We start from the raw sequence: 22,723 nt of genomic DNA, 5'->3' as shown, positions 1-22,723 counted from the left end.
GGCTTGACCCTGACGCGACGTCAGGGTCGATAGTGGCCTCATGCACGCGAATTCAGAGGCGAGATCCGTCGGTGCGGTCGCCGCGCTGACGGGGGTCTCGGTGCGCACGCTGCATCACTACGACCACATCGGTCTGGTGGTGCCCGGCGTGCGTACCGCGGCCGGTTACCGCGGCTACACCGATGCCGACATCGAGCGGCTGCACCTGGTCCTGGTGTACCGCTCGGTCGGCCTGGCTCTGGACGAGATCCGGTCCCTGATCGACGACGATTCCGACGTGCTCGCCCACCTGCGACGTCAGCACAGCCTGTTGTGCGATCAGGCCGAGCAGCTGCAGCAGACCATCAAGGCAGTGGAGGAATTGATGAGCGCCCACAACCGGGGAATCCAGCTGACCGCCGAGGAGCAGGCGGAGATCTTCGGCAGTGCCGTGTACGACGAGCACGCCGACGAGGTCCGCGACCGCTGGGGCGACACCGACGAATGGCGGCAGTCACAGGAGCGCGCAGCCAAGCTCACCAAAGGAGACTGGCTCGAGATCAAGGCCGAGGGCGACGCGCTGTTGGCTGATCTGGCTGCCGCCAAACGGGGCGGGGTCAGCCCGGGTTCAGCTGCGGCCGGCCAGCTGGCGGCCCGCCATCGGGCCGGTATCGAGCGGTTCTACGGCTGCAGCGACGACATGCACGTCTGCTTGGCAGAGATGTATCTGGCGGATGAGCGGTTCACCCGCTACTACGACGACGTCGAACCGGGCCTGGCCCAGTTCGTGCACGACATCATCGTGCAAAGCGTCGCCGGCTAGCCGGCTGCGATAATCGCTGGGTGAGTATCGAACCGCGCGCCACCGCTGATCTGGTCGACGAGATCTACCCCGACGTCCGTAGCTGCGATCTGCAGTTGCAGAACTACGGCGGCAAGACGATGTTCGCCGGGCCGATCACCACAGTGCGCTGCTTTCAGGACAACGCACTGCTCAAGTCGATCCTGTCCACCCCGGGCAACGGCGGGGTGCTGGTGGTCGACGGCGGTGGGTCGTTGCACACCGCGCTGGTTGGCGACATCATCGCCGGGCTGGCCGCCGACAACGGCTGGTCTGGCGTGGTCGTCAACGGACCGGTGCGGGACGCCGCGACGCTGCGCACCATCGACGTCGGGATCAAGGCGCTGGGCACCAACCCGCGCAAGGGCACCAAGACCGGCGAGGGCGAACGTGACGTGCCCGTGGAGTTCGGCGGCGTGACCTTCGTCCCGGGCGAGATCGCCTACTGCGACGAGGACGGCATCGTGGTGGTGGCTCGGTAGCACCGGACGAAAAAAGCCCCCCACGTTGACGTGGGGGGCTTTTTCACGCTTTGCCCAGTTAAACCGTCACTGCGGCACGGTGTTTGGTGAACATCAGCGACTCTTCGTCGACCTTGCCGTACCGGATGGTCCGCATGTCGAAGAAGTAGTTCTGCTTGAGCTTCCACGGCGCTTCCGAACCCGACTTGGGCAGGGTGTCCATGGCCCGCCGGAAGTAGCCCGGGGTGAAGTCCATGAACGGCAGCTCGTCGACACTGCCGCCGGGGTGCTGAGGCTCGACCCGGTCGAAACCGTTCGCGTCCATGTAATTCAGCACGCGGCAGATGAACTCGGACACCAGGTCGGCCTTCAGCGTCCACGATGCGTTGGTGTACCCGAAGGTGATCGCCATGTTCGGCACGCCCGAAAGCATCAGGCCCTTGTAGGTCATGGACTCAGTCAGGTCGATCGGCTCGCCGTTGCGGTGGGCGACTGCACCACCGAACAACTGCATGTTCAGACCCGTTGCGGTGACGATGATGTCGGCCTGCAATTCCTCACCGGAGGCCAACTTGATCCCGGTTTCGGTGAAGGTCTCGATGGTGTCGGTGACGACGCCGGCCTTGCCCGAGCGGATGGCCTTGAACAGATCCCCGTTGGGGGCCAGGCAGACTCGCTCGTCCCACGGGGCGTAGCGCGGGCTGAAGTGCTTGTCGTAGTCGAAGTCCTGGGGCAGGCGGCGGGTCCCCATCTTGCGCAAGAACTGCTTGAAGATCGACGGGAAGCGGCGTGCGACCTGGTACTGGCCGGTGCTGTAACCGATCTGCTTCCACCGGTTCGCGAAATGCGCGAGGTTCTTCGGCAGGTATTTGTTGGTCTTCACCGCGAACGGATCGACCAGTGGCAGGGATCCGACGTAGGTGGGTGAACGCTGCAGCATCGTGACGTGCCCGACGCCGCCGTCGACCAGCGACGGGATGAGCGTGATGGCGGTGGCACCGGAGCCGATCACGACGACGTTCTTGCCCGTGTAGTCCAGGTTCTCGGGCCAGTGCTGCGGGTGGATGATCTGGCCCTTGAAGTTCTCGGCCCCTGGGAACTCGGGCGAGTAGCCCTCGTCGTAGTTGTAGTAGCCGCTGCACACCGACAGGAACGACGCGGTGATCTGCTTGGCTTCGCCGTTGAGCTCGACGTCGACGGTCCAGCGGTTGTCAGCGTCCGACCAGTCCACCGAGAGCACGCGGTGACCGGTGCGGATGTGGTTGCGGATGCCGTTCTCGTCGGCGGCCTCGTTGATGTAGTTCCAGATCGACTCGCCATCGGCGATCGACTTGGCCGACTCCCACGGCTTGAACCGGAATCCGAGGGTGAACATGTCGGAGTCGGAGCGGATGCCCGGGTATTTGAACAGGTCCCAGGTGCCGCCGATGTTCTCCCGGCGTTCGAGGATCACGTAGCTCTTGGTCGGGCAACGGTCCTGCAGGTGCCAGGCCGTGCTGATGCCGGAAATGCCGGCACCGACGATCACAACATCGAAATGTTCGGTCATGGGACCGACGGTATCAACAGGGTGTTGAGTCGGTCAACGGTGTGTTGAGAAACTCAACGCGATGTTAGGCTGCTTCATTGTGACCAGCTCCAGCACGACGCGCGCCCCGCGCGGCCGCCGTGCCGCCCGCCCTTCGGGCGACGACCGCGAAGCGGCGATCCTCGCGACGGCCAGGCAGCTGCTCGAGACCAAGAAATTCGCCGACATATCGGTGGATGACCTGGCCAAAGGCGCCGGGATCTCCCGGCCGACGTTCTACTTCTACTTCCCGTCGAAGGAAGCGGTTGTGCTGTCGTTGCTCGATCCGCTGATCAAGCGCGCGGACACCGGTTTCGACAGCGCACTGGAGGCCATGCCCGCGGATCCCAAGCGGGCGATCCGCCGCGGCATCGAGATCTTCTTCAGCTCGTTCGGGTCGGATCCGGCCACGGCACGCGCCGGCACCGAGGCACTCAACAGCAGCCCGGAGTTCCGCACGCTCTGGTCCGGGCTGATGCAGAAATGGATCGCCCTGACCGCCGCGCTGATCACCGCCGAGCGCCAACGCGGCGCCGCCCCGGAGACCATCCCCGCCATGGACCTCGCAACCTCGCTCAACCTGATGAACGAGCGGACCATGATGGCGGCCCTGAGCGCCGAACAACCCGCGGTCGCCTTCGACAACGTGGTCGATACCCTCGCCCACATCTGGATGACCAGCATCTACGGCGAGGCCCGCTGACCCGTCCGCCATCTATGCGAACATATGTTCGTGTCGGGCACACCAACCGCAGCTCCGCAGGCGGCCATCCTGCACGCTGATCTCGACTCGTTCTACGCATCGGTCGAGCAGCGTGACGATCCGGCGCTGCGCGGCCGCCCGGTGATCGTCGGCGGCGGTGTGGTGCTGGCGGCCAGTTACGAGGCCAAGGCATTCGGGGTACGCACGGCGATGAGCGGTGGCCAGGCGCGTGCGCTGTGCCCGCGGGCGGTGGTGGTGCCGCCGCGCATGTCGGCCTATTCGGAAGCCAGCCGGCACGTGTTCGAGGTCTTCCACGACACCACGCCGGTGGTCGAGCCGCTGTCGGTGGACGAGGCGTTTCTCGATGTGTCGGGTTTGGGCCGGGTGTCCGGCACCCCGGTAGAGATCGCCCGCCGACTGCGCGAGCAGGTCAGCGAGCAGGTGGGCCTGCCCATCACCGTCGGCATCGCACGCACGAAGTTCCTGGCCAAGGTGGCCAGCCAGGTGGCCAAACCGGACGGCCTGCTGCTGGTCCCGCCCGACCGCGAGTTGGCGTTCCTGCATCCGTTGCCGGTGCGCCGGTTGTGGGGTGTCGGCGCCAAGACCGCCGAGAAGCTGCACGTCCACGGCATCGAGACAGTCGCTGATGTGGCCGAGTTGTCCGAGTCGGCGTTGGGCACCATGGTCGGCGGCGCGATGGCGCGGCAGCTGTATGCGTTGTCGCGCAACATCGATCGACGCCGGGTGACGACGGGTGTGCGGCGCAGTTCGGTCGGTGCCCAACGCGCACTCGGGCGGCGCGGCAACACGATGTCGGCCGCGGAGGTGGACGTTGTCGTGGTCAACCTCGTCGACCGCATCACCCGCCGCATGCGGGGTGCCGGACGCACCGGTCGCACCGTCGTATTACGTTTGCGCTTCGACGATTTCGGCCGGGCGACGCGGTCGCACACCCTGCCCCGGGCCACCGCCTCGACCGAGGCGGTCCTGGCCGCCGCCCGTGCCTTGGTGACGGCCGCCGCGCCGGTGATCGCCGAGCGCGGGCTGACCCTGATCGGGTTCGCGGTGTCCAACATCGATCACGAAGGCAGTCAGCAGCTGGAGTTGCCGTTCGACTCGCAGCCCGATCCGGTGGCGATCGACGGCGCCATCGACGAGGTGCGTCAACGGTTCGGCAACGCGATGTTGACCCGCGGGGTGCTGGTCGGGCGCGATCCCGGCCTGGAGATGCCGACGCTGCCCGACTGACGGGCTACCCCTAGAACAGTTGCGCGGCAATGAATCCCGCGAGCAGCACGGCAAATCCGCCGATCTCGCCGACGATGAGCGCGACCATCCCGGCATGCAGACCGACGCTGGGCCGCTCGAACTGGTTGGTGGTGTCCCGCCTGGCGCCGTGCTCGATGTAGCTGATGATGGCGACGACGAAGAACAGCACGAGCACCATCGCCGCGGTGAGGTTCACCCAGGTGGGCCAGGCACTGAGTTCGACGAACACCGCGACCAGCAGCGTGGCGAAGGAATACAGCAGGGCGGCCCGGTGGGCGATGTCGACGTACGGGTGGGCCAGGTGATTCTCACTGGTGGCCATCTGTCGGTATTTCCACACTCCGAGCACCAGTGCCAGCAGGAAGATCAGCCCGGCGGCCAGCAGGGTGATGACGGTGTCGATACCGAGTTCGGCGTGCATCGCGTGAGCTTAGACCGAGGTGTTTTGAGTAGTCTCACGCATCCGGCGAATCGTGTTCTACGCCAGGCTCGGAGCATGATCGCACTCAACGACAGCTCGAAAGTCACCGCCGCGTTCTCCCTTCAGGCGACCATCGCGTTCGGGGTGAGCTTCCTCGGCGTGCTCGGCGGGGTCTTCTTCCTCCCGATCGACATCTGGCAGCGGATGTTCCTCGGTATGTCGGTCCTGTTCCTCGTCACCAGCGCCTTCACCCTGGCCAAGGTGATCCGTGATCAGCAGGAGGCGGCCACCGTCCGGGTCCGGCTGGACGAGGCCCGCATGGAAAGGCTGCTCGCCGAGCATGATCCGTTCACTTCGGGAGCGTGAACCTCAGCCGGCGGTCCACGCGAACAGCTGCTCGGCCGGCCAGGTGTTGACGATGCGCTCGATCGGCACCTCGGCGTCCAGGGCCCGCTGGGCTCCGTAGCCGAGGAACTCGAGCTGGCCGGGAGCGTGGGAATCGGTGTCGATGGTGAAAAGACAACCGATCTCCAATGCCAGGTTCAGCAGCCGGGTCGGTGGGTCGCGCCGCTCGGGCCGCGAGTTGATCTCGACGGCGGTGCCGTGGTCGAAGCAGGCCGTGAACACCTTCCCGGCGTCGAACTTGGACTCGGGCCGCACTCCGCGTCCACCGGTGACCAGGCGTCCGGTGCAGTGCCCGAGAACATCGGTGTGCGGATTCGATACCGCTTTGACCATGCGCCGGGTCATGGCCGCCGAGTCCATGGCGAGTTTGGAGTGGACGCTGGCCACCACCACGTCGAGGCGTTCCAGCAGTTCGGGCTCCTGGTCGAGCGACCCGTCTTCGAGGATGTCGACCTCGATCCCGGTGAGGATGCGCATCGGGGCCACGAGTTCGCGGAGCCCCTCGATGACGTCGAGCTGGTCGCGCAACCGTTCCGGTGACAGCCCGTTGGCCACCCGCAGGCGCGGTGAGTGGTCGGTCAGCGCACAGTACTCGTGGCCGAGGTCGCGCGCGGCCAGCATCATCTCCTCGATCGGGGCGGATCCGTCCGACCAGTTGGAGTGCACATGCAGGTCGCCCCGAAGCGCGGCGCGCACCGCGCCACCCCCGAAGTCCTCAGCCGCCGAACGTAATTCGATGAGCGTGTCGGGCTCACGGCCGGCCCAGGCCTGGGCGATCACCTTCGCGGTCTTGGGCCCCACCCCCGGCAACGATTGCCAGCTGTTCGACGCACCCAGGCGCTCACGCTGTTCGTCGCTCAATGCTTCGACGACGTCGGCCGCGTTGCGGTAGGCCATCACCCGTCGCGAATCTTCGCGCGCGCGGTCCTTGTAGTACGCGATCTGGCGCAGTGCGGTCACCGGATCCATCGGCACTGCTCAGCAGTCCCCTGGGCGCGCCGCGCAGTGCGGCGTGGTGCCCGGGAACCGGTATCGATGGCTCGCCACCCAGCGGTAGGCCGCATTCTGCACCTGACGCACACCGGGAATGCGGTACAGCCCCAACGGAATCCGGCTGCCCATCCCGGCCGACAGCGCCGCGTTGATCGCTTCGGCGCCGCGGTACACGTCCCCCGACGAGTCCTTCCACCACGCAGCTTCGAGCATCTCACCGTTCGAGACGCCGAGGAGCTCCGGCGTGCCGGGCCGTTGGAACGGCTCGATGTGCACCTCTCCGGTGCGTTGTCGCCGCATCAAGGAGTTGGCGCTGCGGGTGCACATGCCGCAGTTGCCGTCGAAGTACAGGACGCCGCTCATACCTTCAGTGTGCCCAGCATTTGCGATGCCGTACAGTGGATTGCGAAATCGCTCAATCCATCAATTCGTCAGGCAGTACTTTGATCAGAACCGCGGCCGGCACCTTCCGACGGCTGCTGCCCCATCGCGACGACTACACCGAATTTCCACACTCGTGGCGCCGCGACGTTCTCGCGGGTGTGACCGTCGGGGTGGTGGCATTGCCGTTGGCGTTGGCATTCGGGATCAGTTCAGGCGTGGGAGCCGCCGCAGGGCTGGTCACGGCCGTGGTGGCCGGCCTGGTCGCGGCAGTGTTCGGCGGTTCTCATGTGCAGGTGTCCGGCCCGACGGGGGCGATGGCGGTGGTCCTGGCGCCGATCGTCGCGCAACACGGGCTCGGCAGCATCGCATTGGTGACCGTTGCGGCAGGCCTGCTGGTGCTGGCCGCCGGGGCAACCGGTCTCGGCCGGGCCGTGACATTCATTCCGTGGCCGGTGATCGAGGGGTTCACCCTGGGCATCGCGGCGATCATCTTCCTGCAACAGGTTCCCGCCGCCTTCGCCCAGCAGGCCCCGGCCGGTGAGCGCACACTGCCCGCCGCGATCACGGCAATCGTCCAGGCCGATTGGACCGCCGCAGCGAAAACCCTTGGGGTGGTGGCTGTCGTCGCGCTCCTCATGGTCGCCCTGCCCCGACTGCACCGGTCCATCCCGGAATCGCTGACGGCGGTGATCGTGGTTACCGTCTTGGTTTCCGCGCTCCACGTTCCGGTCGCCGCGATCGGCGAACTGCCGTCCCACCTGCCCACCCCGGTGCTGCCGCACGCCGACCTCGGCGCCTTGCGCACTCTGCTGGGTGCCGCGCTGGCCATCGCCGCGCTCGCGGCCATCGAATCGCTGCTGTCGGCGCGGGTCGCCGCGACCATGTCGCCGACCGGACCGTACGACCCTGATCGTGAGCTGGTGGGGCAGGGTCTGGCCTCTGTCGCCTCCGGAGTTTTCGGTGGCATGCCCGCCACCGGCGCGATCGCCCGCACCGCCGTCAACGTCCGGTCCGGCGCCCGGACGCGGGTGGCGGCGATCGTGCACTCGCTCGTCCTGCTGGGCGTGGTGTATCTGGCCACCGGTCCGGTGTCCACCATTCCGCTCGCCGCACTGGCCGGCGTGCTGATGGTGACGTCGTTCCGGATGATCTCGGCGGCCACGATCCGGAAGATCCTGCGCTCCACCCGATCCGATGCGTTGACGTTTGCGCTGACCGCCGCGGTCACCGTGTGCTTCGACCTGATCGAGGCCGTCGAGATCGGCGTCGTCGCCGCCGCGTTCTTCGCGTTGCGTTCCGTAGCACGGCGCAGCAGCGTCGTTCGTGAAGAGCTCCCGGGTCCATCGCATCCCGGGGATGATCAGATCGCGCTGCTGCGCCTCGATGGTGCGATGTTCTTCGGTGCAGCCGAACGCATTTCGAGTGCGATCACGGACGCCGAGCACCCGCAGACTTCCGTCGTCATCATCCGGATGTCGCAACTCGGGATGCTCGACGCCACCGGCGCACACACGCTCGCGGAGATCGCCACCGAACTGGAGTCACGGGGTATCACGGTGATCATCAAGGGCGTACGCCCGGAGCACTCCGAGTTGCTCGCCAACGTCGGCGTCTTCGACTCACTCCGGCACGAGAACCATCTGCTCGATTCGCTCGACGATGCGATCGGCCACGCGCGACTGCATGTCGCGCGTGGCCCGCATTGACCTGCGCCGTCAGCGTCAGCCGCCGATGCGGATGAGCTTCTTGTTCACGAACTCGTCCATGCCGTACCTGCCGAGCTCGCGTCCGAAACCGGACCGCTTGATCCCGCCGAACGGCAGTTCCGCACTGTCAGCGCCGACGAGATTGACGAAAACCATTCCCGCGTCGATCTTGTCGGCGACCCGGGCGGCCTGGTCCGCGTCGGTGGTGAACACGTAGGACCCAAGTCCGAACGGGGTGTCGTTGGCGAGGGCAACGGCCTCGTCTTCGGAACCGACCTTGTACACGATCGCCACCGGGCCGAACAGCTCCTGGTGGTAGGCGTCGTTGTCCTCGGTCACACCCGTCAGCACGGCCGGCGGGAAGAAGGCGCCACGACGCTCGCCTGTCGTGGCCAGTGTGGCGCCCTGCTCGACAGCCTGTGACACCTGCTGCTCAAGCCGGTCGGCGGCCAGCTCCGAGGACAGCGGGGCGATTCCGTCGGCCGCGGCGAGCAGCTTCTCGGTGAACTTGGCCAGGAAGTCGTCGTAGAGGTTCTCGGTGACGATGAAGCGCTTGGCGCCGTTACAGCACTGTCCGGTGTTCTCCATGCGGGCGTCGACAGCTGCCTGCACGGTGGCGTCGAGGTCATCGGTGGACAGCAGGATGAACGGATCGGAGCCACCGAGTTCCAGTACGCACTTCTTGAGATTGCGGCCGGCGATCTCGGCGACTGCGGCACCCGCCCGTTCAGAACCTGTCAGCGATACGGCGGCCACCCGTGGGTCGGCGATGACGTCGGCAATCTGCTCGTTGGTGGCGCGGATGTCCACGTAGGCGCCCTGCGGGAAGCCGGCCTCCAGGAAGATCAGCTGCATCAGCTCGGCGGATTCGGGGCACTGCGGGGCGTGCTTGAGCAGAATCGTGTTGCCCACGATCAGGTTTGGTCCGGCGAACCGGGCCACCTGGTAGTAGGGGTAGTTCCACGGCATGATGCCGAGCAGAACCCCGACCGGGCCTCGCTTGACCACCGCGGTGCCATCACCATCGAGAAGCGAGATCGGCTCGTCGGCCAGGAACTGTTCGGCGTTGTCGGCGTAGTACTGGTAGATGGCGGCGGTGAAGTCGACCTCGCCCAGCGCCTGATCGCGCGGCTTGCCCATCTCTCGGACGATGACGTCGGCCAGCTGTTCGCGGCGCTGCTCGTACAGGGCGGCGACCTTGGTGATGAGCGCGGCCCGCTCGGCCACCGTGGTGGTGCGGGCCCAGCTCCGGCCGGCCTTGGCTGCGGCGTCGATCGCAGCCTGGACCTCGGCGTCGGTCGAGGTCGGGTAAGTGGCGACCACCTCGGCGGTCGCCGGATCGGTGACTGCGTACACGCTCATGTTCACTCCAAGACGGGTCAGATCGGGGGATTTCGTATATTTCCCTGCCCGAGACTACCGATTGCGACGCCAAAATGGCACCGAAGATACGGAATCAGCACCATGGATCCGTAGCGCGCCTGAAAAGCTCCTGGCAGTTGCGCGAGTCCAGGAATGAATGCCGGCGCGCGACTAGTTTGTGATGACGTGCGCTTCGCCTTCAAAACCTCCCCGCAGAACACGACCTGGGCCGACATGCTCGCCATCTGGAAAGCTGCCGACACGATCGACGTCTTCGAATCCGGCTGGACGTTCGACCACTTCTATCCGATCTTCTCCGACTCGTCCGGCCCCTGCCTCGAGGGCTGGACGACGCTGACCGCCCTGGCGCAGGCCACTGAGCGGTTGCGCGTCGGGGTGCTCGTCACCGGTATCCACTACCGCCATCCCGCCGTGCTGGCGAACATGGCCTCCGCACTGGACATCGTCTCCAACGGGCGCCTGGAGCTCGGCATCGGCGCCGGCTGGAACGAGGAGGAGTCCGGTGCCTACGGCATCGAACTCGGTTCGATCAAGGAACGCTTCGACCGGTTCGAGGAGGCCTGCGAGGTTCTCAAAGGGCTACTGACGCAGGACACGACGACGTTCGACGGCAAGTTCTACCAACTGAAGGACGCGCGCAACGAGCCCAAGGGCCCACAGCAGCCGCATCCACCGTTCTGTATCGGCGGCAGCGGCGAGAAGCGCACCCTGCGGATCACCGCGAAGTACGCCGATCACTGGAACTTCGTCGGCGGCCCGCCCGAGGAGTTCGCCCGCAAGCGCGATGTGCTGGCCGCGCACTGCGCCGATCTCGGCCGTGACCCCAAGGAGATCACCCTGTCGGCGCACGTGCGACTGGGTGCGGACCTCGACTACGAGAAGGTGGTCGACGAGGCCGCCGCACTCGGTGCCGAGGGATTGGATCTGGCGATCATCTACCTGCCGCCGCCCTACGATCCGGCTGTGTTGGAACCGTTGGCCGAGGCGATCAGAGATTCCGGCCAGCTGACCCGCTGACCGATACGGCTACGCCCTCGGGTCGGCGTTAAGGCGTCGGTCCGGGGCGTGACGGATACTCGTCACCAGCCGAAGCGAAGTAGCTCGTCGGCAGTGGCCAGGCGTTCGTTCTTGGCCGGAAACTCACGGCTCTTCATCGGATGACGGAACAATGACCAGGCAATACGACCCATCCGTGACCGACTTATCGGACTGATGTACACGGTGATCACTCCTGCGACTTACTGGTAGCTGTACCCGTAGTTCCACGTTACCGCAGCACTCTCACCACGTCATTAGATACCTGACATCCGGCAAACAGTGTGAGCCACGCCGCACAAAAATCTGATGTTTCCCGTGTTACCAATGAGGTGGATGTGACATCGAGGGGCCCCAAAGAGGATCTGGATCACTTTTTCACATCATCAAGAGTTGTGATGCAGGCCACATCAGTTAATTAAGAAAACTCTCAACCTTGCCTTCGTTGCCGAAGGTGCACGGTGAAGCTCAGATGCGCGAACACGGAAATTGCCGCGCCGGAGCCGCTCATCGCGCCGATAGACTTCTAGCCGAATAAAGGGGGGCTCGTGGGTTTCGTCGATGGCCTGACCGATTTCGCCGAGGGCCCGCTCAAACTCGTCAGTGGCGTCGTAAACGGTGCCAAAGACGGCGCAAGTTTCGTCGACAACATACTCGACAGGGACATGGGGGGGCGCCCTTCAGGATGGCCTGAAGATTGCGGACGACATCGGAGACATCACCGAGGGCCTCGCAAGCCTCGGATTTGGGGTAGGGCCACTACCGACGGCGTTCAAATCGATGAAGAGCCTCGTGCCGGCCGAGTCCAAGATCCTATGGCTCGCGCAAATGGCGATCGACGGCATGAAGTTGACGACCGGATCGGGAAACCCCACCAACGGCGACGAGTTCCGCGGCTCGAGCGAACGCCTCGGCACAGCGGTGGCAACTCTCATTGCCGCGGAGCCACACACTGATCGGTGGGACGGAACGGCCTCGCAGGTCTACAACGCGGTGAACGCATCGCATCGACGCGTCACTTTCGAGGTACAGAATGCAGACCTCGAAGTTGCAAACATCCTCGACATCGAGGCCGAACAGGTGGGCCATACCCGAGAAACTCTCGACGACCAGATCGACTGGCTCAAGGCCTACGACTACGCGACGATGGCGATGAATGCCCATCCAGTCAGTGCTGCACTCAAGGTCCTCCTGGACACCGCCGCCGCCGCCACAGCAACGGGAATCGCGGGTGACGCGATCGGCAAGCTGCTCGCGAACAGCGTGCAGAACGCCTTGCGCATCCGTGACCATCTCGACGGGTACGAAGGCGCTGCAAAAGACACGTCAGGTAAGCCCATGGGAGGGTGCGAAGTCTTCGCAGTGCCGGAGCAGGGTGATCCGGATAAGCCCGACGAAACCCTTCCTCGCCCCAAGAAGGAGACGGCGCTACCGGACCTGCATGCGCCGACCAAGGCACCATCGCGATTGGACCCCAAAGAGCCGTACACGGTCCCGAGCCCCGAGGAACCCATCGTCTATGGCCCACCGGCTACGCCTTACAGGAATCCAGCACCCGCAAGTCCGGCTGCACCGAGCGCTCCCCCGCCCATGACACCCAAAGCCCCCGCGGCTGCGGTGCCGCCACCTGCCGCCCCGCCACCCAAGGTCCCGGCAGCGGCTGCACCCGCCACTCATGCCGGCCAACGCGCGCCCGTCGGTCCAGGTGTTCGCGGCGATGGCGCAACCCCCGTGCCCACCGCCCGATCCTGAACTATTGCGAAAGAACCTCAATGCCAACCGATTACGAGAAGAACCTCACGGTCCTTACCGAGCACATCCAACACCTTTCCGAGAAGCAACACACGGCGGTCGACCAGATCACGGGAGCGAATCGGTCGATTGTCGACCCGGCACGGAATGTCCTAGATACCCACGGACTAGTCTGTGGTGCAACGAATCTCGCCGTTGCTGCGGTCGAGGCCGCGCGGCGGACGGCCGGCGGAAAAATGGAGAAGGTGTCCACAGAGCTCGCCGAGAAGTTAACCACCGCGGCCGCCAACTACGAAAACACCGACTCCGCTGAAGGTGGCAACATCAACACATGTGGGGTGTGAGTGAGCGGTAGCTGGGACGATTCCTCCTGGGACGACGACGAACCCGACTATCCCGAAGACCAGTCGTCGCTTGATGCGCTCGACTTCACCAACCCGATCGAACAGTCCGGGGATAACTCGGAATTAGCGGTGCCGACTCCTGATGCCGACGATGAGGCCATGCTGGCCGTACTCTTCACCGTGACGAATCCCCCAGGGACAGTGTCGGTCAGTGCATTGGCGAGCGGTCAACCCGCATATATCGACCTCTCGCCGCGCGTCGTCGATATGACTGAAGGCCAACTCACCGACGAGATCCTGGTGATTGCGAGACTCGCTGCGCAGCAGGCCCTGGCTGGCCAGAACCTCATCCTTTCGAGTGCCCTGGAGCGACTGGGCGTCGATCGAACGTCTATCCGCAACCATTTGGAGCACGACGCCGGGCTACCGTCCGTCGAAGCCGTGCTCGCGGAGAAGGCCCAGATCTTCGCCACCCGGTACCAAGATGAGGGAGACGACTGATGGCTCAATCACTCCCGACCAAACGACGCGCACGCTGGCCGTTCATTCTTGCCGCGCTTGTGACGATTGTCGTGCTCGTTATCGGCACCATCGTGTGGTGGTTCTCGGCCGGCTCCGAGGCCTGGGCGCGGCATCACTGGAATCCTCCAGAATCGGACTACCTCGCGTCGATGCGCACAGCGCCGGAAGCAGGGTGGAAAACCGATATCGCTACCCTGGGATTACCGCCCGGCTCGACGATCACCGCCGGTGACGACCCCTCCGGCCCCATCGTCGGAACGGGAACGTCTCGCGCGTATCTCCTGGCTAACAGCCCCGGACCCACTCCGCAGTGGTGGCTGACCGGTGTCGATGCCAGCGACGGGCACAGGTTGTTTCCGCCAGTCGCGCTGAACATGACCGACAAAGCGCCGAGCTGCTTCATCAACGGACCTTCGGTCGTGTGCATCGCAGACGACTATTACCGAGCCACTGCGTGGGTGATCGACCAGCACACCGGGGAACTGACGTTCACGGGCCCGACCGGAGTGCGCTTGATGACGGGGAAGCTCAAGGCCGCCCAGGTTGGCAATTATCTGGTCGCGGCAACCGAGAAACAGGGGCTCTACGGCTTCGGACCACAAGCCCAGACGACATGGTTCGTACCGGGAGCGGGCCTCGTCGCCGAGCACAACAATGACGTCGCCTTCCAGGGCACTGGTCGAGAAGATGGCGCAATACTGTTCTCCCTCAAGGACGGTGAGGTGCTAGACCCGCAATTCCCAGACAACACCGAGTTGCTCAATACCGCATTCTTCAACGGCGGCTTTGCACAGCAGTTCACCGAGAGGCCGGGCCACGATTTCGTCCAGTTATTCGACAACAGTGGAAAACTCGCAGTCGACAAACGCTTCGACGGCAATGTCGGCACCATAACCGGAAACTTGATCGGCATCGGAGACTCCGGCGACTACGGCGTGTACACCCTGCAAGGCATGAAACTGCTCGACCTCGATGGCGGCCACCTCCAACTGATCGGCACCACACTGTGGGTCAGTGAGACCGACAGGGTCACCCAATCTACCCTCTATCGGCCATATGACATGCGGACGGGCGACAAGGGCGAGGCGTGCGAATTCAACTTGGACACAGGCTATCTCGGATCAGACGGCACAGTGGCGGTGCGCGCTCCGGTCAATCCGAAGTCCGATCTGCTGGCCGATGCGTGGGATCTCTCCACGTGTGAACGAGTGTGGTCGATCCCGAGGAACGGACCACTCGGCCGGGTCACCCGACTGGGCGATACCCTGGTGCGCCTGTCCGACGACGGCACTCAGCTCTTTTCCCTCGTCAGCCCGTAACCGCTTTCGTGCCAGGCCGTTCAGACGCGCGCCAGCTCTTCATCGAGAAGCTCCGGCGGGTAGTCGTCGATGCCCGTGCCCGGCAGCGAGAACACCTCCGGTTCGTCGGCCCGCGGCGTCGCGCTCAGACGCAACCAACCCACCGCACCGATCCCGAAACACACGAACACCAGCGGATACCAACCACTCGCGAGCTGGCCGACCCAGAACCGCCGCACATCCAGGAAGTTCCAGTACACGCCGGTGAAGTACATGGTGGTGTGATTACGGCCTGGCCGGTGCAGAGTCCACATGAACACCATCGCGAGCAGGCCCGCCGCCCGGTACATCCAGCCACGAGCCCACATGCCTTGTGCCGTGCACGCTTTCGCGACGAGCCAGAAGATCGCAGGTGCGAACCACACCCAGTGCGCCGCCCAACTGAACGGCGATACCGCGCAACCGGTCAAGCCCACCAGGACCACCGCCAGCGCGCGTTCTCCTCGCCGGTACGCCCAGGTCGCCGCCGCGAGACCGGCGGCAAGCACCAAGAGGCTCAACATAATCCACAGCCACTCCGGGCGCGGGTTCGGGGCGAAGTACCGGGCGAGGAATCCGTTGATCGACTGGTTGGCCAGATGATCGATGGAGCTGATGTGCGAGGTGTCCCCGAGGTGACTCCAGAACCAGGCGCTGTCTCGCGGTAGCAGCGGCCAGGTGAGCACCACCGTGGCGACGAAAGTCAGTGCCGCCACGGCCGAGGCGCGCCACTGCCTGGTTAAGAGCAGATACGGGAGGAACACGAGCGGCGTGAGCTTGATGCCGGCGGCGATCCCCAGCCCGATCCCCCGCCACCGGGACGCGGTGGGCCGCAACAGATCCAGCATCACCAGCGCCATGAGCAGGACGTTGATCTGCCCCCACCACAAGGTGGCCTGTACCGGCTCGACATCGATGACGATCACCGCCAGCGCGGCGCTCAGCACGCCCAGCCGAAGATCCGCGCGAAGACCTGCCAGGCGCAGGATGCGCCACGCGATGAGCGCCAGCAGGCAGATCGACAGCGCCAGCAGAAGGTACTTGGCGACGTCGAAACCGAGCCAGGCGAACGGCGCAAGGACGAAAGCCGCGAACGGCGGATATACGAACCAGGCCCCGCGCAGCGCCGGTTCCTCGTACAGGCTCCTGCCGTCCCAGGAAGCGTGCACCGCGGCGCGATACGTATCCAGGTCGAAGTTGTTCCCGGTCAGTCCGAAGAACTGCGTCTGGAATGGAACGAGGTGGTTGTGCACCAGCAATGCCAGGACTGCCCCGATCAGTGCGATCGAGACGACACGCCGTCGCAGCACCAACTCACCCCCGGTCACGTGGGGTATCCGAGCGAGCGACACCTGGAGATCGTAATCGGCCTCCGCAGGAGGCCGATTCACCAATTCAGCGCTGCGGCGCGGCAGTGGGCTTGATCGGCACCGGCAGGGCGGTCTTGCCCATCAGGTAGCGATCCACGCCCGCGGCAGCGGCCCGGCCTTCGGCGATCGCCCACACGATCAGCGACTGCCCGCGCCCCATGTCACCGGCCACGAACACGCCGGGTACCGAGGTCTGGAAGTTGTTGTCGCGCGAGACGTTTCCGCGGTCGGTCAGCTCGACACCGAGCCCCGTAAGGAGTCCGTCCTTTTCTGGACCAATAAAGCCCATGGCGAGCAGCACCAGGTCGGCCTTGAGCTCGAAGTCGGTCCCTTCGACCTTCTCGAACTTGCCGGCGTTCATCTTGACCTCGTGCGCGCGCAGGCCGGTCACGTGACCGTCGGCACCGGTGAATTCCTCGGTGTTGACCGAGAACACGCGGTCGCCGCCCTCTTCGTGAGCCGAGGACACCCGGAACATCAGCGGGTAGGTCGGCCACGGGGTCGAATCCGCGCGGGTCTCCGGGGGACGCGGCATGATCTCGAACTGGTGGATGTTGGCCGCGCCCTGACGGTGCGAGGTCCCCAGGCAGTCCGCGCCGGTGTCGCCGCCGCCGATGATGATGACGTGCTTGTCCTTGGCGGTGATCGGCGGCTGGCCGTTCTCGTCGAGGACGTCATCGCCGAACTGAACGCGGTTGGCCCAGGGCAGGAACTCCATGGCCTGGTGGATGCCGTCGAGCTCGCGGCCCGGGATCGGCAGATCGCGCCATGCGGTGGCACCGCCGGCCAGCACGACCGCGTCGTAGTTCAGCCGCAGCTGGGCCACCGTGATGTCGACGCCGACGTTGACGCCGGGACGGAACTGGGTGCCTTCGGCCGCCATCTGCTCCAGACGCCGGTCGATGTGGCGCTTTTCCATCTTGAACTCGGGGATGCCGTAGCGCAGCAGGCCACCGATGCGGTCGGCGCGCTCGAACACCGTGACGGTGTGGCCGGCCCGGGTGAGCTGCTGGGCAGCGGCCAGTCCGGCCGGTCCGGACCCGACGACGGCGACCTTCTTGCCGGTCTGCACGTCGGGCATCTTCGGAACGACCCAGCCCTGGTCGAAGGCGTTGTCGATGATCTCGACCTCGACCTGCTTGATGGTCACCGGATCCTGATTGATGCCCAGGACGCAGGAGGCCTCACACGGGGCGGGGCACAGCCGTCCGGTGAACTCCGGGAAGTTGTTGGTGGCGTGCAGTCGCTCGATCGCGTCGCGCCACCGGTCCCGGTACACCAGGTCGTTCCACTCGGGGATCAGGTTCCCCAGCGGGCAACCGTTGTGGCAGAACGGGATACCGCAGTCCATGCATCGCGATGCCTGGTCCTGCAGGGTCTCGTGGGAGAAGTCCTCGTAGACCTCTTTCCAGTCCTTCAGGCGCAGCGGAACCGGCCGGCGGGACGGAAGCTCTTTGGAGGTGTGCTTGAGGAAACCGCGCGGATCAGCCATTGGCGGCCGCCATGATCGCCTCGTCCACATTCACGCCGGCTTGTTCGGCCTCGGCGATAGCGGCCAGCACGCGCTTGTAGTCGCGCGGCATGACCTTCACAAAGTGCTTCAACTCGTTATCCCAATCAGATAGGACCCGTTGTCCCACAGCCGAATCGGTCGCATCGACGTGGGCGGTGAGAATGCCCTGCAGCCACTCGACATCAGCGGCCTCCAAAGCTTCCAGCTCCACCATCTCGGTGTTCAGGTTCTCGCCCAGCACGCCGGCCGGGTCGTAGACGTAGGCGACACCGCCGGACATGCCCGCCGCGAAGTTGCGGCCGGTGGGTCCGAGGATGACGACCTTGCCGCCGGTCATGTACTCGCAGCCGTGGTCGCCGACGCCCTCGACGACCGCGTGGGCGCCGGAGTTACGGACCGCGAACCGCTCGCCGACCTGGCCGCGCAGGAACGCCTCGCCGCTGGTGGCACCGAAGAGGACCACGTTGCCGGCGATGATGTTGTCCTCGGCGGCGAAATCGGCCGGTGCTGCGTCGTCCGGGCGGACCACGATGCGACCACCCGACAGGCCCTTGCCGACGTAGTCGTTGGCGTCGCCGTAGACCCGCAGCGTGATGCCCTTGGGCACGAACGCACCGAAGCTGTTGCCTGCCGACCCGTCGAACGTGATGTCGATGGTGCCGTCCGGAAGCCCCTGTCCGCCATAAGCCTTGGTGACCTCGTGGCCGAGCATGGTGCCCACCGTGCGGTTGACGTTGGTGATTTTTGTTGAAAATCGGACGGGCGAAGCGGAATCCAGGGCCTCGCGGCTCTGGGTGATCAGCTGCTGATCCAGCGCCTTGTCCAGGCCGTGGTCCTGACGCGAGCTGCAGTACAGGTCCTGGTTCATGAACGCCGACTCGGGCTCGTACAGCACCGGCGTCAGGTCCAGCTTGTGAGCCTTCCAGTGCTCGGCGGCCTTGGTGGTGTCCAGCGCGCCGGCCTGGCCGACCATCTCGTTGACGGTGCGGAAGCCCAACTGCGCCATGAGTTCCCGGACTTCTTCGGCGATGAACATGAAGAAGTTCTCGACGAACTCGGGCTTGGCGTTGAACCGCTGCCGCAGCACCGGGTTCTGGGTGGCCACACCCACCGGGCAGGTGTCGAGGTGGCAGACGCGCATCATGATGCAGCCCGCCACCACCAGTGGAGCGGTGGCGAAGCCGAACTCCTCGGCGCCCAGCAGCGCGGCGACCACCACGTCGCGGCCGGTCTTGAGCTGACCGTCGACCTGGACCACGATGCGGTCACGCAGGCCGTTGAGCAGCAGGGTCTGCTGCGTCTCGGCCAGGCCCAGCTCCCACGGCGCACCGGCGTGCTTCTGCGACGTCAGCGGGGTGGCACCGGTACCGCCGTCGTGGCCGGAGATCAGCACCACGTCGGCGTGCGCCTTGGAGACGCCCGCGGCGACCGTTCCGACGCCGTTCTCCGAAACCAGCTTCACATGCACACGCGCAGCCGGGTTGGCGTTCTTCAGGTCGTGGATCAGCTGCGCCAGATCCTCGATCGAGTAGATGTCGTGGTGCGGCGGCGGCGAGATCAGGCCGACACCCGGGGTCGAGTGCCGCACCTCGGCCACCCACGGGTACACCTTGTGCCCCGGAAGCTGGCCGCCCTCACCAGGTTTCGCACCCTGGGCCATCTTGATCTGAATATCGGAGCAGTTGGTCAGGTAGTGACTGGTCACGCCGAACCGGCCGGAGGCCACCTGCTTGATGGCGCTGCGGCGCCAGTCACCGTTCTCGTCCGGCTCGAAGCGGTTGACGCTTTCGCCGCCCTCACCCGAGTTCGACCGGGCGCCAAGGCGGTTCATCGCGATGGCCAGGGTCTCGTGTGCCTCGGCCGAGATCGAGCCGTAGCTCATGGCACCGGTGGAGAAACGCTTGACGATCTCGGCGGCGGACTCGACCTCGTCAATGGAGATCGGCTGGCGCACGGCGTCGTCACCGGTACGGAACTTCAGCAGGCCGCGCAGCGAGGCCATCCGCTCACTCTGGTCGTCGACCAGCGCGGTGTACTCCTTGAAGATCGAGTACTGACCGGTGCGGGTGGAGTGCTGGAGCTTGAACACCGTGTCCGGGTTGAACAGGTGATACTCGCCCTCACGGCGCCACTGGTACTCGCCGCCGACCTCGAGCTCGCGGTGGGCGCGCTCGTCGGGACGGTCCAGGAAGGCCAGCGAGTGACGCGCGGCGACGTCGGCGGCGATGTCCTCGAGGTCGATACCGCCCACGGGGCAACTCAGCCCGGTGAAGTACTGGTCGAGCACGCCCTGGGAGATGCCGATGGCCTGGAACAGCTGCGCACCGGTGTAGGAGGCCAGGGTGGAGATGCCCATCTTGGACATCACCTTGAGCACGCCCTTGCCTGCGGCCTTGACGTAGTTGGCCTTGGCTTTATCGCTGCTGATTCCGGCGATCACGCCCCGGTCGACCATGTCCTCGATCGACTCGAACGCCATGTACGGGTTGACCGCGGCGGCACCGAAGCCGCACAGCATCGCCATGTGGTGCACCTCGCGGGCGTCACCGGCCTCGACCACCAGGCCGACCTTGGTGCGCGTGCGCTCGCGGACCAGGTGGTGGTGCACCGCGGCCACGGACAGCAGCGACGGGATCGGCGCCATGGTCTCGTTGGATTCGCGGTCCGACAGCACGATGATGCGGGCGCCCTCGCGGATCGCCTCCGAGACCTTGGCGCGGACGTTGTCCAGCGCTTCTTTGAGTCCCTGTCCGCCCCGGTTGACCGGGTACAGGCAGCGGATCACCGCGGCCCGCATGCCGTGCTTGTGGCCCCGGACCTCGTGGTCGGGATCGACGCAGATCAGCTTGGACAGGTCGGCGTTGCGCAGGATCGGCTGCGACAGCACGATCTGCCGGCACGATTCCGGACCGGGGTTGAGCAGGTCGCCTTCGGGTCCGATCACGCCCTGCAGGCTGGTGACCACCTCTTCCCGGATGGCGTCCAGCGGCGGGTTGGTGACCTGGGCGAACAGCTGCTGGAAGTAGTCGAACAGCATCCGCGGCCGCGCCGAGAGGATGGCGACCGGGGTGTCGGTGCCCATGGAGCCCAGGGCCTCGGCACCGGTGCGCGCCATGGGCGCCACCAGCAGGTTCAGCTCCTCGTAGGTGTAGCCGAAGATCTGCTGGCGCAGGACCACGCGGTGGTGCGGCATCCGGACGTAGTCACCCGGCGGCAGCTCGTCGAGGGGGAACAGGCCCGCCTCGATCCATTCCTGGTAGGGCTGCTCACTGGCCAACTGAGCCTTGATCTCCTCGTCGGAGACGATGCGGCCCTGGGCGGTGTCCACCAGGAACATCCGGCCGGGCTGCAGGCGCAGCTTCTGGACCACCGTGGAGGGGTCGAGCGGCAGGACGCCGGCTTCGGACGCCATCACGACGAGACCGTCGTCGGTCACCCAGATGCGGGAGGGGCGCAGGCCGTTGCGGTCCAGCACGGCGCCGATGACGGTGCCGTCGGTGAAGCAGACCGATGCCGGTCCGTCCCAGGGCTCCATCAGCGAGTCGTGGAATTCGTAGAAGGCGCGGCGCGCGGGATCCATCGACTCGTGGCGTTCCCACGCCTCGGGGATCATCATCAGCACGGCGTGCGGCAGGCTGCGGCCACCGAGGTGCAGCAGTTCGAGCACCTCGTCGAAGCGCGCGGTGTCCGACGCGCCGGGGGTACAGACCGGGACGATCTTGTCGAGTCCGTCGGTGCCGAACACGTCGGTGCGGATGAGCGCCTCGCGTGCGCGCATCCAGTTCTCGTTGCCGGTGACGGTGTTGATCTCGCCGTTGTGGGCGATCCGCCGGAACGGGTGGGCCAGCGGCCAGGACGGGAACGTGTTGGTGGAAAAGCGGGAGTGCACGATGCCCAGTGCGCTGGTCATCCGCTCGTCCTGCAGGTCCAGGTAGAAAGCCTTGAGCTGCGGGGTGGTCAGCATGCCCTTGTAGACGAAGGTCTGACCGGAAAGGCTCGGGAAGTACACGGTCTCGCGACCGGGGCCGTCCTGGCCCGGCCCCTTGGTGCCAAGCTCGTGTTCGGCCCGCTTCCGGATGACGTACGCCTTGCGCTCCAGGTCCATGTCGGAGGCTCCGCCGATGAACAGCTGCCGGAAGGTCGGCATGGCGTCGCGCGCCAGTGCGCCGAGCGAGGAGTCGTCGGTGGGCACCTCACGCCAGCCCAGCACCTGCAGGCCCTCGGCTTCGACGATCTTCTCGACGGCTTCGGCTGCCGCGGATGCATCGCGCGATGACTGCGGCAGGAAGGCGATGCCGGTGGCGTAGCTGCCGGCCTCGGGGAGCTCGAAGTCGACCACCTCGCGCAGGAACGAATCCGGGACCTGCAGCAGGATGCCTGCGCCGTCGCCGGTGTTCGGTTCTGCACCCTGGGCACCGCGGTGCTCCAGATTCACCAGTGCTGTGATCGCCTTGTCCACGATGTCCCGGCTGCGGCGACCATGGATGTCTGCCACCATTGCCACACCACACGCATCGTGTTCATATGCGGGGTTGTACAGCCCGACCTTGTTGGGCGCCATTCCCACCTTGCCCTTCAACACGCTTCTACGAAGAAGCCGGCTCGGCGTGGGTGGCCTCCGTGCAGCACTGGACGACGGCTATGTCCCACACGCCATAAGTGGAGAAAACGATAAGGCAACTACCGGGGCAGATGCCAACTTAGCTAAGCCTAACGATACTCCGCCGGCGGCTTTTAC

The 22,723-nt window shown here is 65.6% G+C and carries 19 protein-coding genes; 11 read left to right on the top strand and 8 right to left on the bottom strand.

The window, feature by feature from the left end:
* The first annotated feature begins 40 nt into the window (after positions 1-40).
* Entirely contained in the window at positions 41-802 is a 762-nt protein-coding gene (locus tag ACZYZ7_RS15410) for a MerR family transcriptional regulator (RefSeq protein WP_463741254.1), read from the top strand.
* Between the two features lie 20 nt (positions 803-822).
* Positions 823-1,302, top strand: a complete 480-nt coding sequence (rraA, locus tag ACZYZ7_RS15405) for a ribonuclease E activity regulator RraA (RefSeq protein WP_450071473.1) — start codon at positions 823-825, stop codon at positions 1,300-1,302.
* Between the two features lie 58 nt (positions 1,303-1,360).
* On the opposite strand, the gene ACZYZ7_RS15400 is transcribed toward rraA, so the two are convergent.
* A complete protein-coding gene (locus ACZYZ7_RS15400; protein WP_463741253.1) occupies positions 1,361-2,830 on the bottom strand; it encodes a flavin-containing monooxygenase in 1,470 nt (489 codons plus the stop codon).
* 79 nt (positions 2,831-2,909) lie between these two features.
* Between ACZYZ7_RS15400 and ACZYZ7_RS15395 the strand changes: the two genes are divergently transcribed.
* Entirely contained in the window at positions 2,910-3,551 is a 642-nt protein-coding gene (locus ACZYZ7_RS15395; RefSeq protein WP_135459472.1) for a TetR/AcrR family transcriptional regulator, read from the top strand.
* A 24-nt stretch (positions 3,552-3,575) separates the two neighbouring features.
* The gene (dinB, locus tag ACZYZ7_RS15390; protein WP_463741252.1) at positions 3,576-4,799 is read left to right on the top strand and encodes a DNA polymerase IV; all 1,224 of its coding nucleotides are present in this window, start codon (positions 3,576-3,578) and stop codon (positions 4,797-4,799) included.
* A 10-nt stretch (positions 4,800-4,809) separates the two neighbouring features.
* On the opposite strand, the gene ACZYZ7_RS15385 is transcribed toward dinB, so the two are convergent.
* Complete coding sequence (locus ACZYZ7_RS15385) at positions 4,810-5,241, bottom strand: hypothetical protein (RefSeq protein ID WP_463741251.1); 432 nt, start codon at positions 5,239-5,241, stop codon at positions 4,810-4,812.
* Between the two features lie 75 nt (positions 5,242-5,316).
* On the opposite strand from ACZYZ7_RS15385, the gene ACZYZ7_RS15380 reads away from it, so the two are divergent.
* The gene (locus tag ACZYZ7_RS15380) at positions 5,317-5,607 is read left to right on the top strand and encodes a YiaA/YiaB family inner membrane protein (protein ID WP_450071476.1); all 291 of its coding nucleotides are present in this window, start codon (positions 5,317-5,319) and stop codon (positions 5,605-5,607) included.
* Positions 5,608-5,610: 3 nt separating this feature from the next.
* Here the strand turns inward: ACZYZ7_RS15380 and ACZYZ7_RS15375 are convergent, their stop codons facing one another.
* Positions 5,611-6,615 (bottom strand): PHP domain-containing protein, encoded by a 1,005-nt coding sequence (locus ACZYZ7_RS15375; protein WP_463741250.1) that lies wholly within the window; start codon positions 6,613-6,615, stop codon positions 5,611-5,613.
* A 9-nt stretch (positions 6,616-6,624) separates the two neighbouring features.
* Positions 6,625-7,002, bottom strand: a complete 378-nt coding sequence (locus tag ACZYZ7_RS15370) for a thiol-disulfide oxidoreductase DCC family protein (protein WP_463741249.1) — start codon at positions 7,000-7,002, stop codon at positions 6,625-6,627.
* 80 nt (positions 7,003-7,082) lie between these two features.
* On the opposite strand from ACZYZ7_RS15370, the gene ACZYZ7_RS15365 reads away from it, so the two are divergent.
* Positions 7,083-8,729: a SulP family inorganic anion transporter gene (locus ACZYZ7_RS15365; protein WP_463741248.1), complete on the top strand. Its 1,647-nt coding sequence runs from the start codon at positions 7,083-7,085 to the stop codon at positions 8,727-8,729.
* 15 nt (positions 8,730-8,744) lie between these two features.
* Here ACZYZ7_RS15365 and ACZYZ7_RS15360 read toward each other — a convergent pair whose 3' ends face one another.
* Complete coding sequence (locus ACZYZ7_RS15360; protein ID WP_450071480.1) at positions 8,745-10,091, bottom strand: NAD-dependent succinate-semialdehyde dehydrogenase; 1,347 nt, start codon at positions 10,089-10,091, stop codon at positions 8,745-8,747.
* Between the two features lie 186 nt (positions 10,092-10,277).
* Here ACZYZ7_RS15360 and ACZYZ7_RS15355 point away from each other — a divergent pair, with 186 nt between their 5' ends.
* The 5 genes from ACZYZ7_RS15355 (at position 10,278) to ACZYZ7_RS15335 (ending at position 15,084) form a co-directional block, all read left to right on the top strand.
* Complete coding sequence (locus ACZYZ7_RS15355) at positions 10,278-11,129, top strand: LLM class F420-dependent oxidoreductase (RefSeq protein ID WP_450071481.1); 852 nt, start codon at positions 10,278-10,280, stop codon at positions 11,127-11,129.
* An 810-nt stretch (positions 11,130-11,939) separates the two neighbouring features.
* A complete protein-coding gene (locus ACZYZ7_RS15350) occupies positions 11,940-12,899 on the top strand; it encodes an EspA/EspE family type VII secretion system effector (RefSeq protein ID WP_463741247.1) in 960 nt (319 codons plus the stop codon).
* Positions 12,900-12,919: 20 nt separating this feature from the next.
* Positions 12,920-13,243 (top strand): ESX-1 secretion-associated protein, encoded by a 324-nt coding sequence (locus tag ACZYZ7_RS15345; protein ID WP_070945863.1) that lies wholly within the window; start codon positions 12,920-12,922, stop codon positions 13,241-13,243.
* Entirely contained in the window at positions 13,244-13,744 is a 501-nt protein-coding gene (locus ACZYZ7_RS15340; RefSeq protein WP_450071483.1) for a YbaB/EbfC family DNA-binding protein, read from the top strand. It begins immediately after the preceding gene.
* Entirely contained in the window at positions 13,744-15,084 is a 1,341-nt protein-coding gene (locus ACZYZ7_RS15335) for a hypothetical protein (RefSeq protein WP_450071484.1), read from the top strand. Before ACZYZ7_RS15340 ends, ACZYZ7_RS15335 begins: the two co-directional genes overlap by 1 nt.
* A 20-nt stretch (positions 15,085-15,104) precedes the next feature.
* On the opposite strand, the gene ACZYZ7_RS15330 is transcribed toward ACZYZ7_RS15335, so the two are convergent.
* From ACZYZ7_RS15330 to gltB, 3 genes are read right to left on the bottom strand one after another with little or no spacing between them, the layout of a single operon-like run.
* Positions 15,105-16,439, bottom strand: a complete 1,335-nt coding sequence (locus ACZYZ7_RS15330; RefSeq protein ID WP_450071589.1) for a glycosyltransferase 87 family protein — start codon at positions 16,437-16,439, stop codon at positions 15,105-15,107.
* A gap of 58 nt (positions 16,440-16,497) precedes the next feature.
* Positions 16,498-17,964 (bottom strand): glutamate synthase subunit beta, encoded by a 1,467-nt coding sequence (locus ACZYZ7_RS15325; RefSeq protein ID WP_450071485.1) that lies wholly within the window; start codon positions 17,962-17,964, stop codon positions 16,498-16,500.
* Positions 17,957-22,546: a glutamate synthase large subunit gene (gene gltB, locus ACZYZ7_RS15320; RefSeq protein WP_450071486.1), complete on the bottom strand. Its 4,590-nt coding sequence runs from the start codon at positions 22,544-22,546 to the stop codon at positions 17,957-17,959. Before gltB ends, ACZYZ7_RS15325 begins: the two co-directional genes overlap by 8 nt.
* Positions 22,547-22,723 lie beyond the last annotated feature (177 nt).

The sequence above is a fragment of the Mycobacterium sp. IDUB_17 genome (assembly GCF_055419465.1).
The sequence above is the reverse complement of the archived record's forward strand: the minus strand, read 5'-3'. Positions and strand labels throughout refer to the sequence as shown.

Excerpts from the sequence above, each read along its gene's own strand:
- ACZYZ7_RS15370 (WP_463741249.1), bottom strand. The coding sequence starts at position 7,002 with ATGAGCGGCGTCCTGTACTTCGACGGCAACTGCGGCATGTGCACCCGC.
- ACZYZ7_RS15375 (WP_463741250.1), bottom strand. The coding sequence starts at position 6,615 with ATGGATCCGGTGACCGCACTGCGCCAGATCGCGTACTACAAGGACCGC.
- ACZYZ7_RS15360 (WP_450071480.1), bottom strand. The coding sequence starts at position 10,091 with ATGAGCGTGTACGCAGTCACCGATCCGGCGACCGCCGAGGTGGTCGCC.
- gltB (WP_450071486.1), bottom strand. The coding sequence starts at position 22,546 with ATGGCGCCCAACAAGGTCGGGCTGTACAACCCCGCATATGAACACGAT.
- ACZYZ7_RS15400 (WP_463741253.1), bottom strand. The coding sequence starts at position 2,830 with ATGACCGAACATTTCGATGTTGTGATCGTCGGTGCCGGCATTTCCGGC.
- ACZYZ7_RS15335 (WP_450071484.1), top strand. The coding sequence starts at position 13,744 with ATGGCTCAATCACTCCCGACCAAACGACGCGCACGCTGGCCGTTCATT.
- ACZYZ7_RS15380 (WP_450071476.1), top strand. The coding sequence starts at position 5,317 with ATGATCGCACTCAACGACAGCTCGAAAGTCACCGCCGCGTTCTCCCTT.
- ACZYZ7_RS15385 (WP_463741251.1), bottom strand. The coding sequence starts at position 5,241 with ATGCACGCCGAACTCGGTATCGACACCGTCATCACCCTGCTGGCCGCC.
- dinB (WP_463741252.1), top strand. The coding sequence starts at position 3,576 with ATGTTCGTGTCGGGCACACCAACCGCAGCTCCGCAGGCGGCCATCCTG.
- ACZYZ7_RS15345 (WP_070945863.1), top strand. The coding sequence starts at position 12,920 with ATGCCAACCGATTACGAGAAGAACCTCACGGTCCTTACCGAGCACATC.
- ACZYZ7_RS15325 (WP_450071485.1), bottom strand. The coding sequence starts at position 17,964 with ATGGCTGATCCGCGCGGTTTCCTCAAGCACACCTCCAAAGAGCTTCCG.
- ACZYZ7_RS15410 (WP_463741254.1), top strand. The coding sequence starts at position 41 with ATGCACGCGAATTCAGAGGCGAGATCCGTCGGTGCGGTCGCCGCGCTG.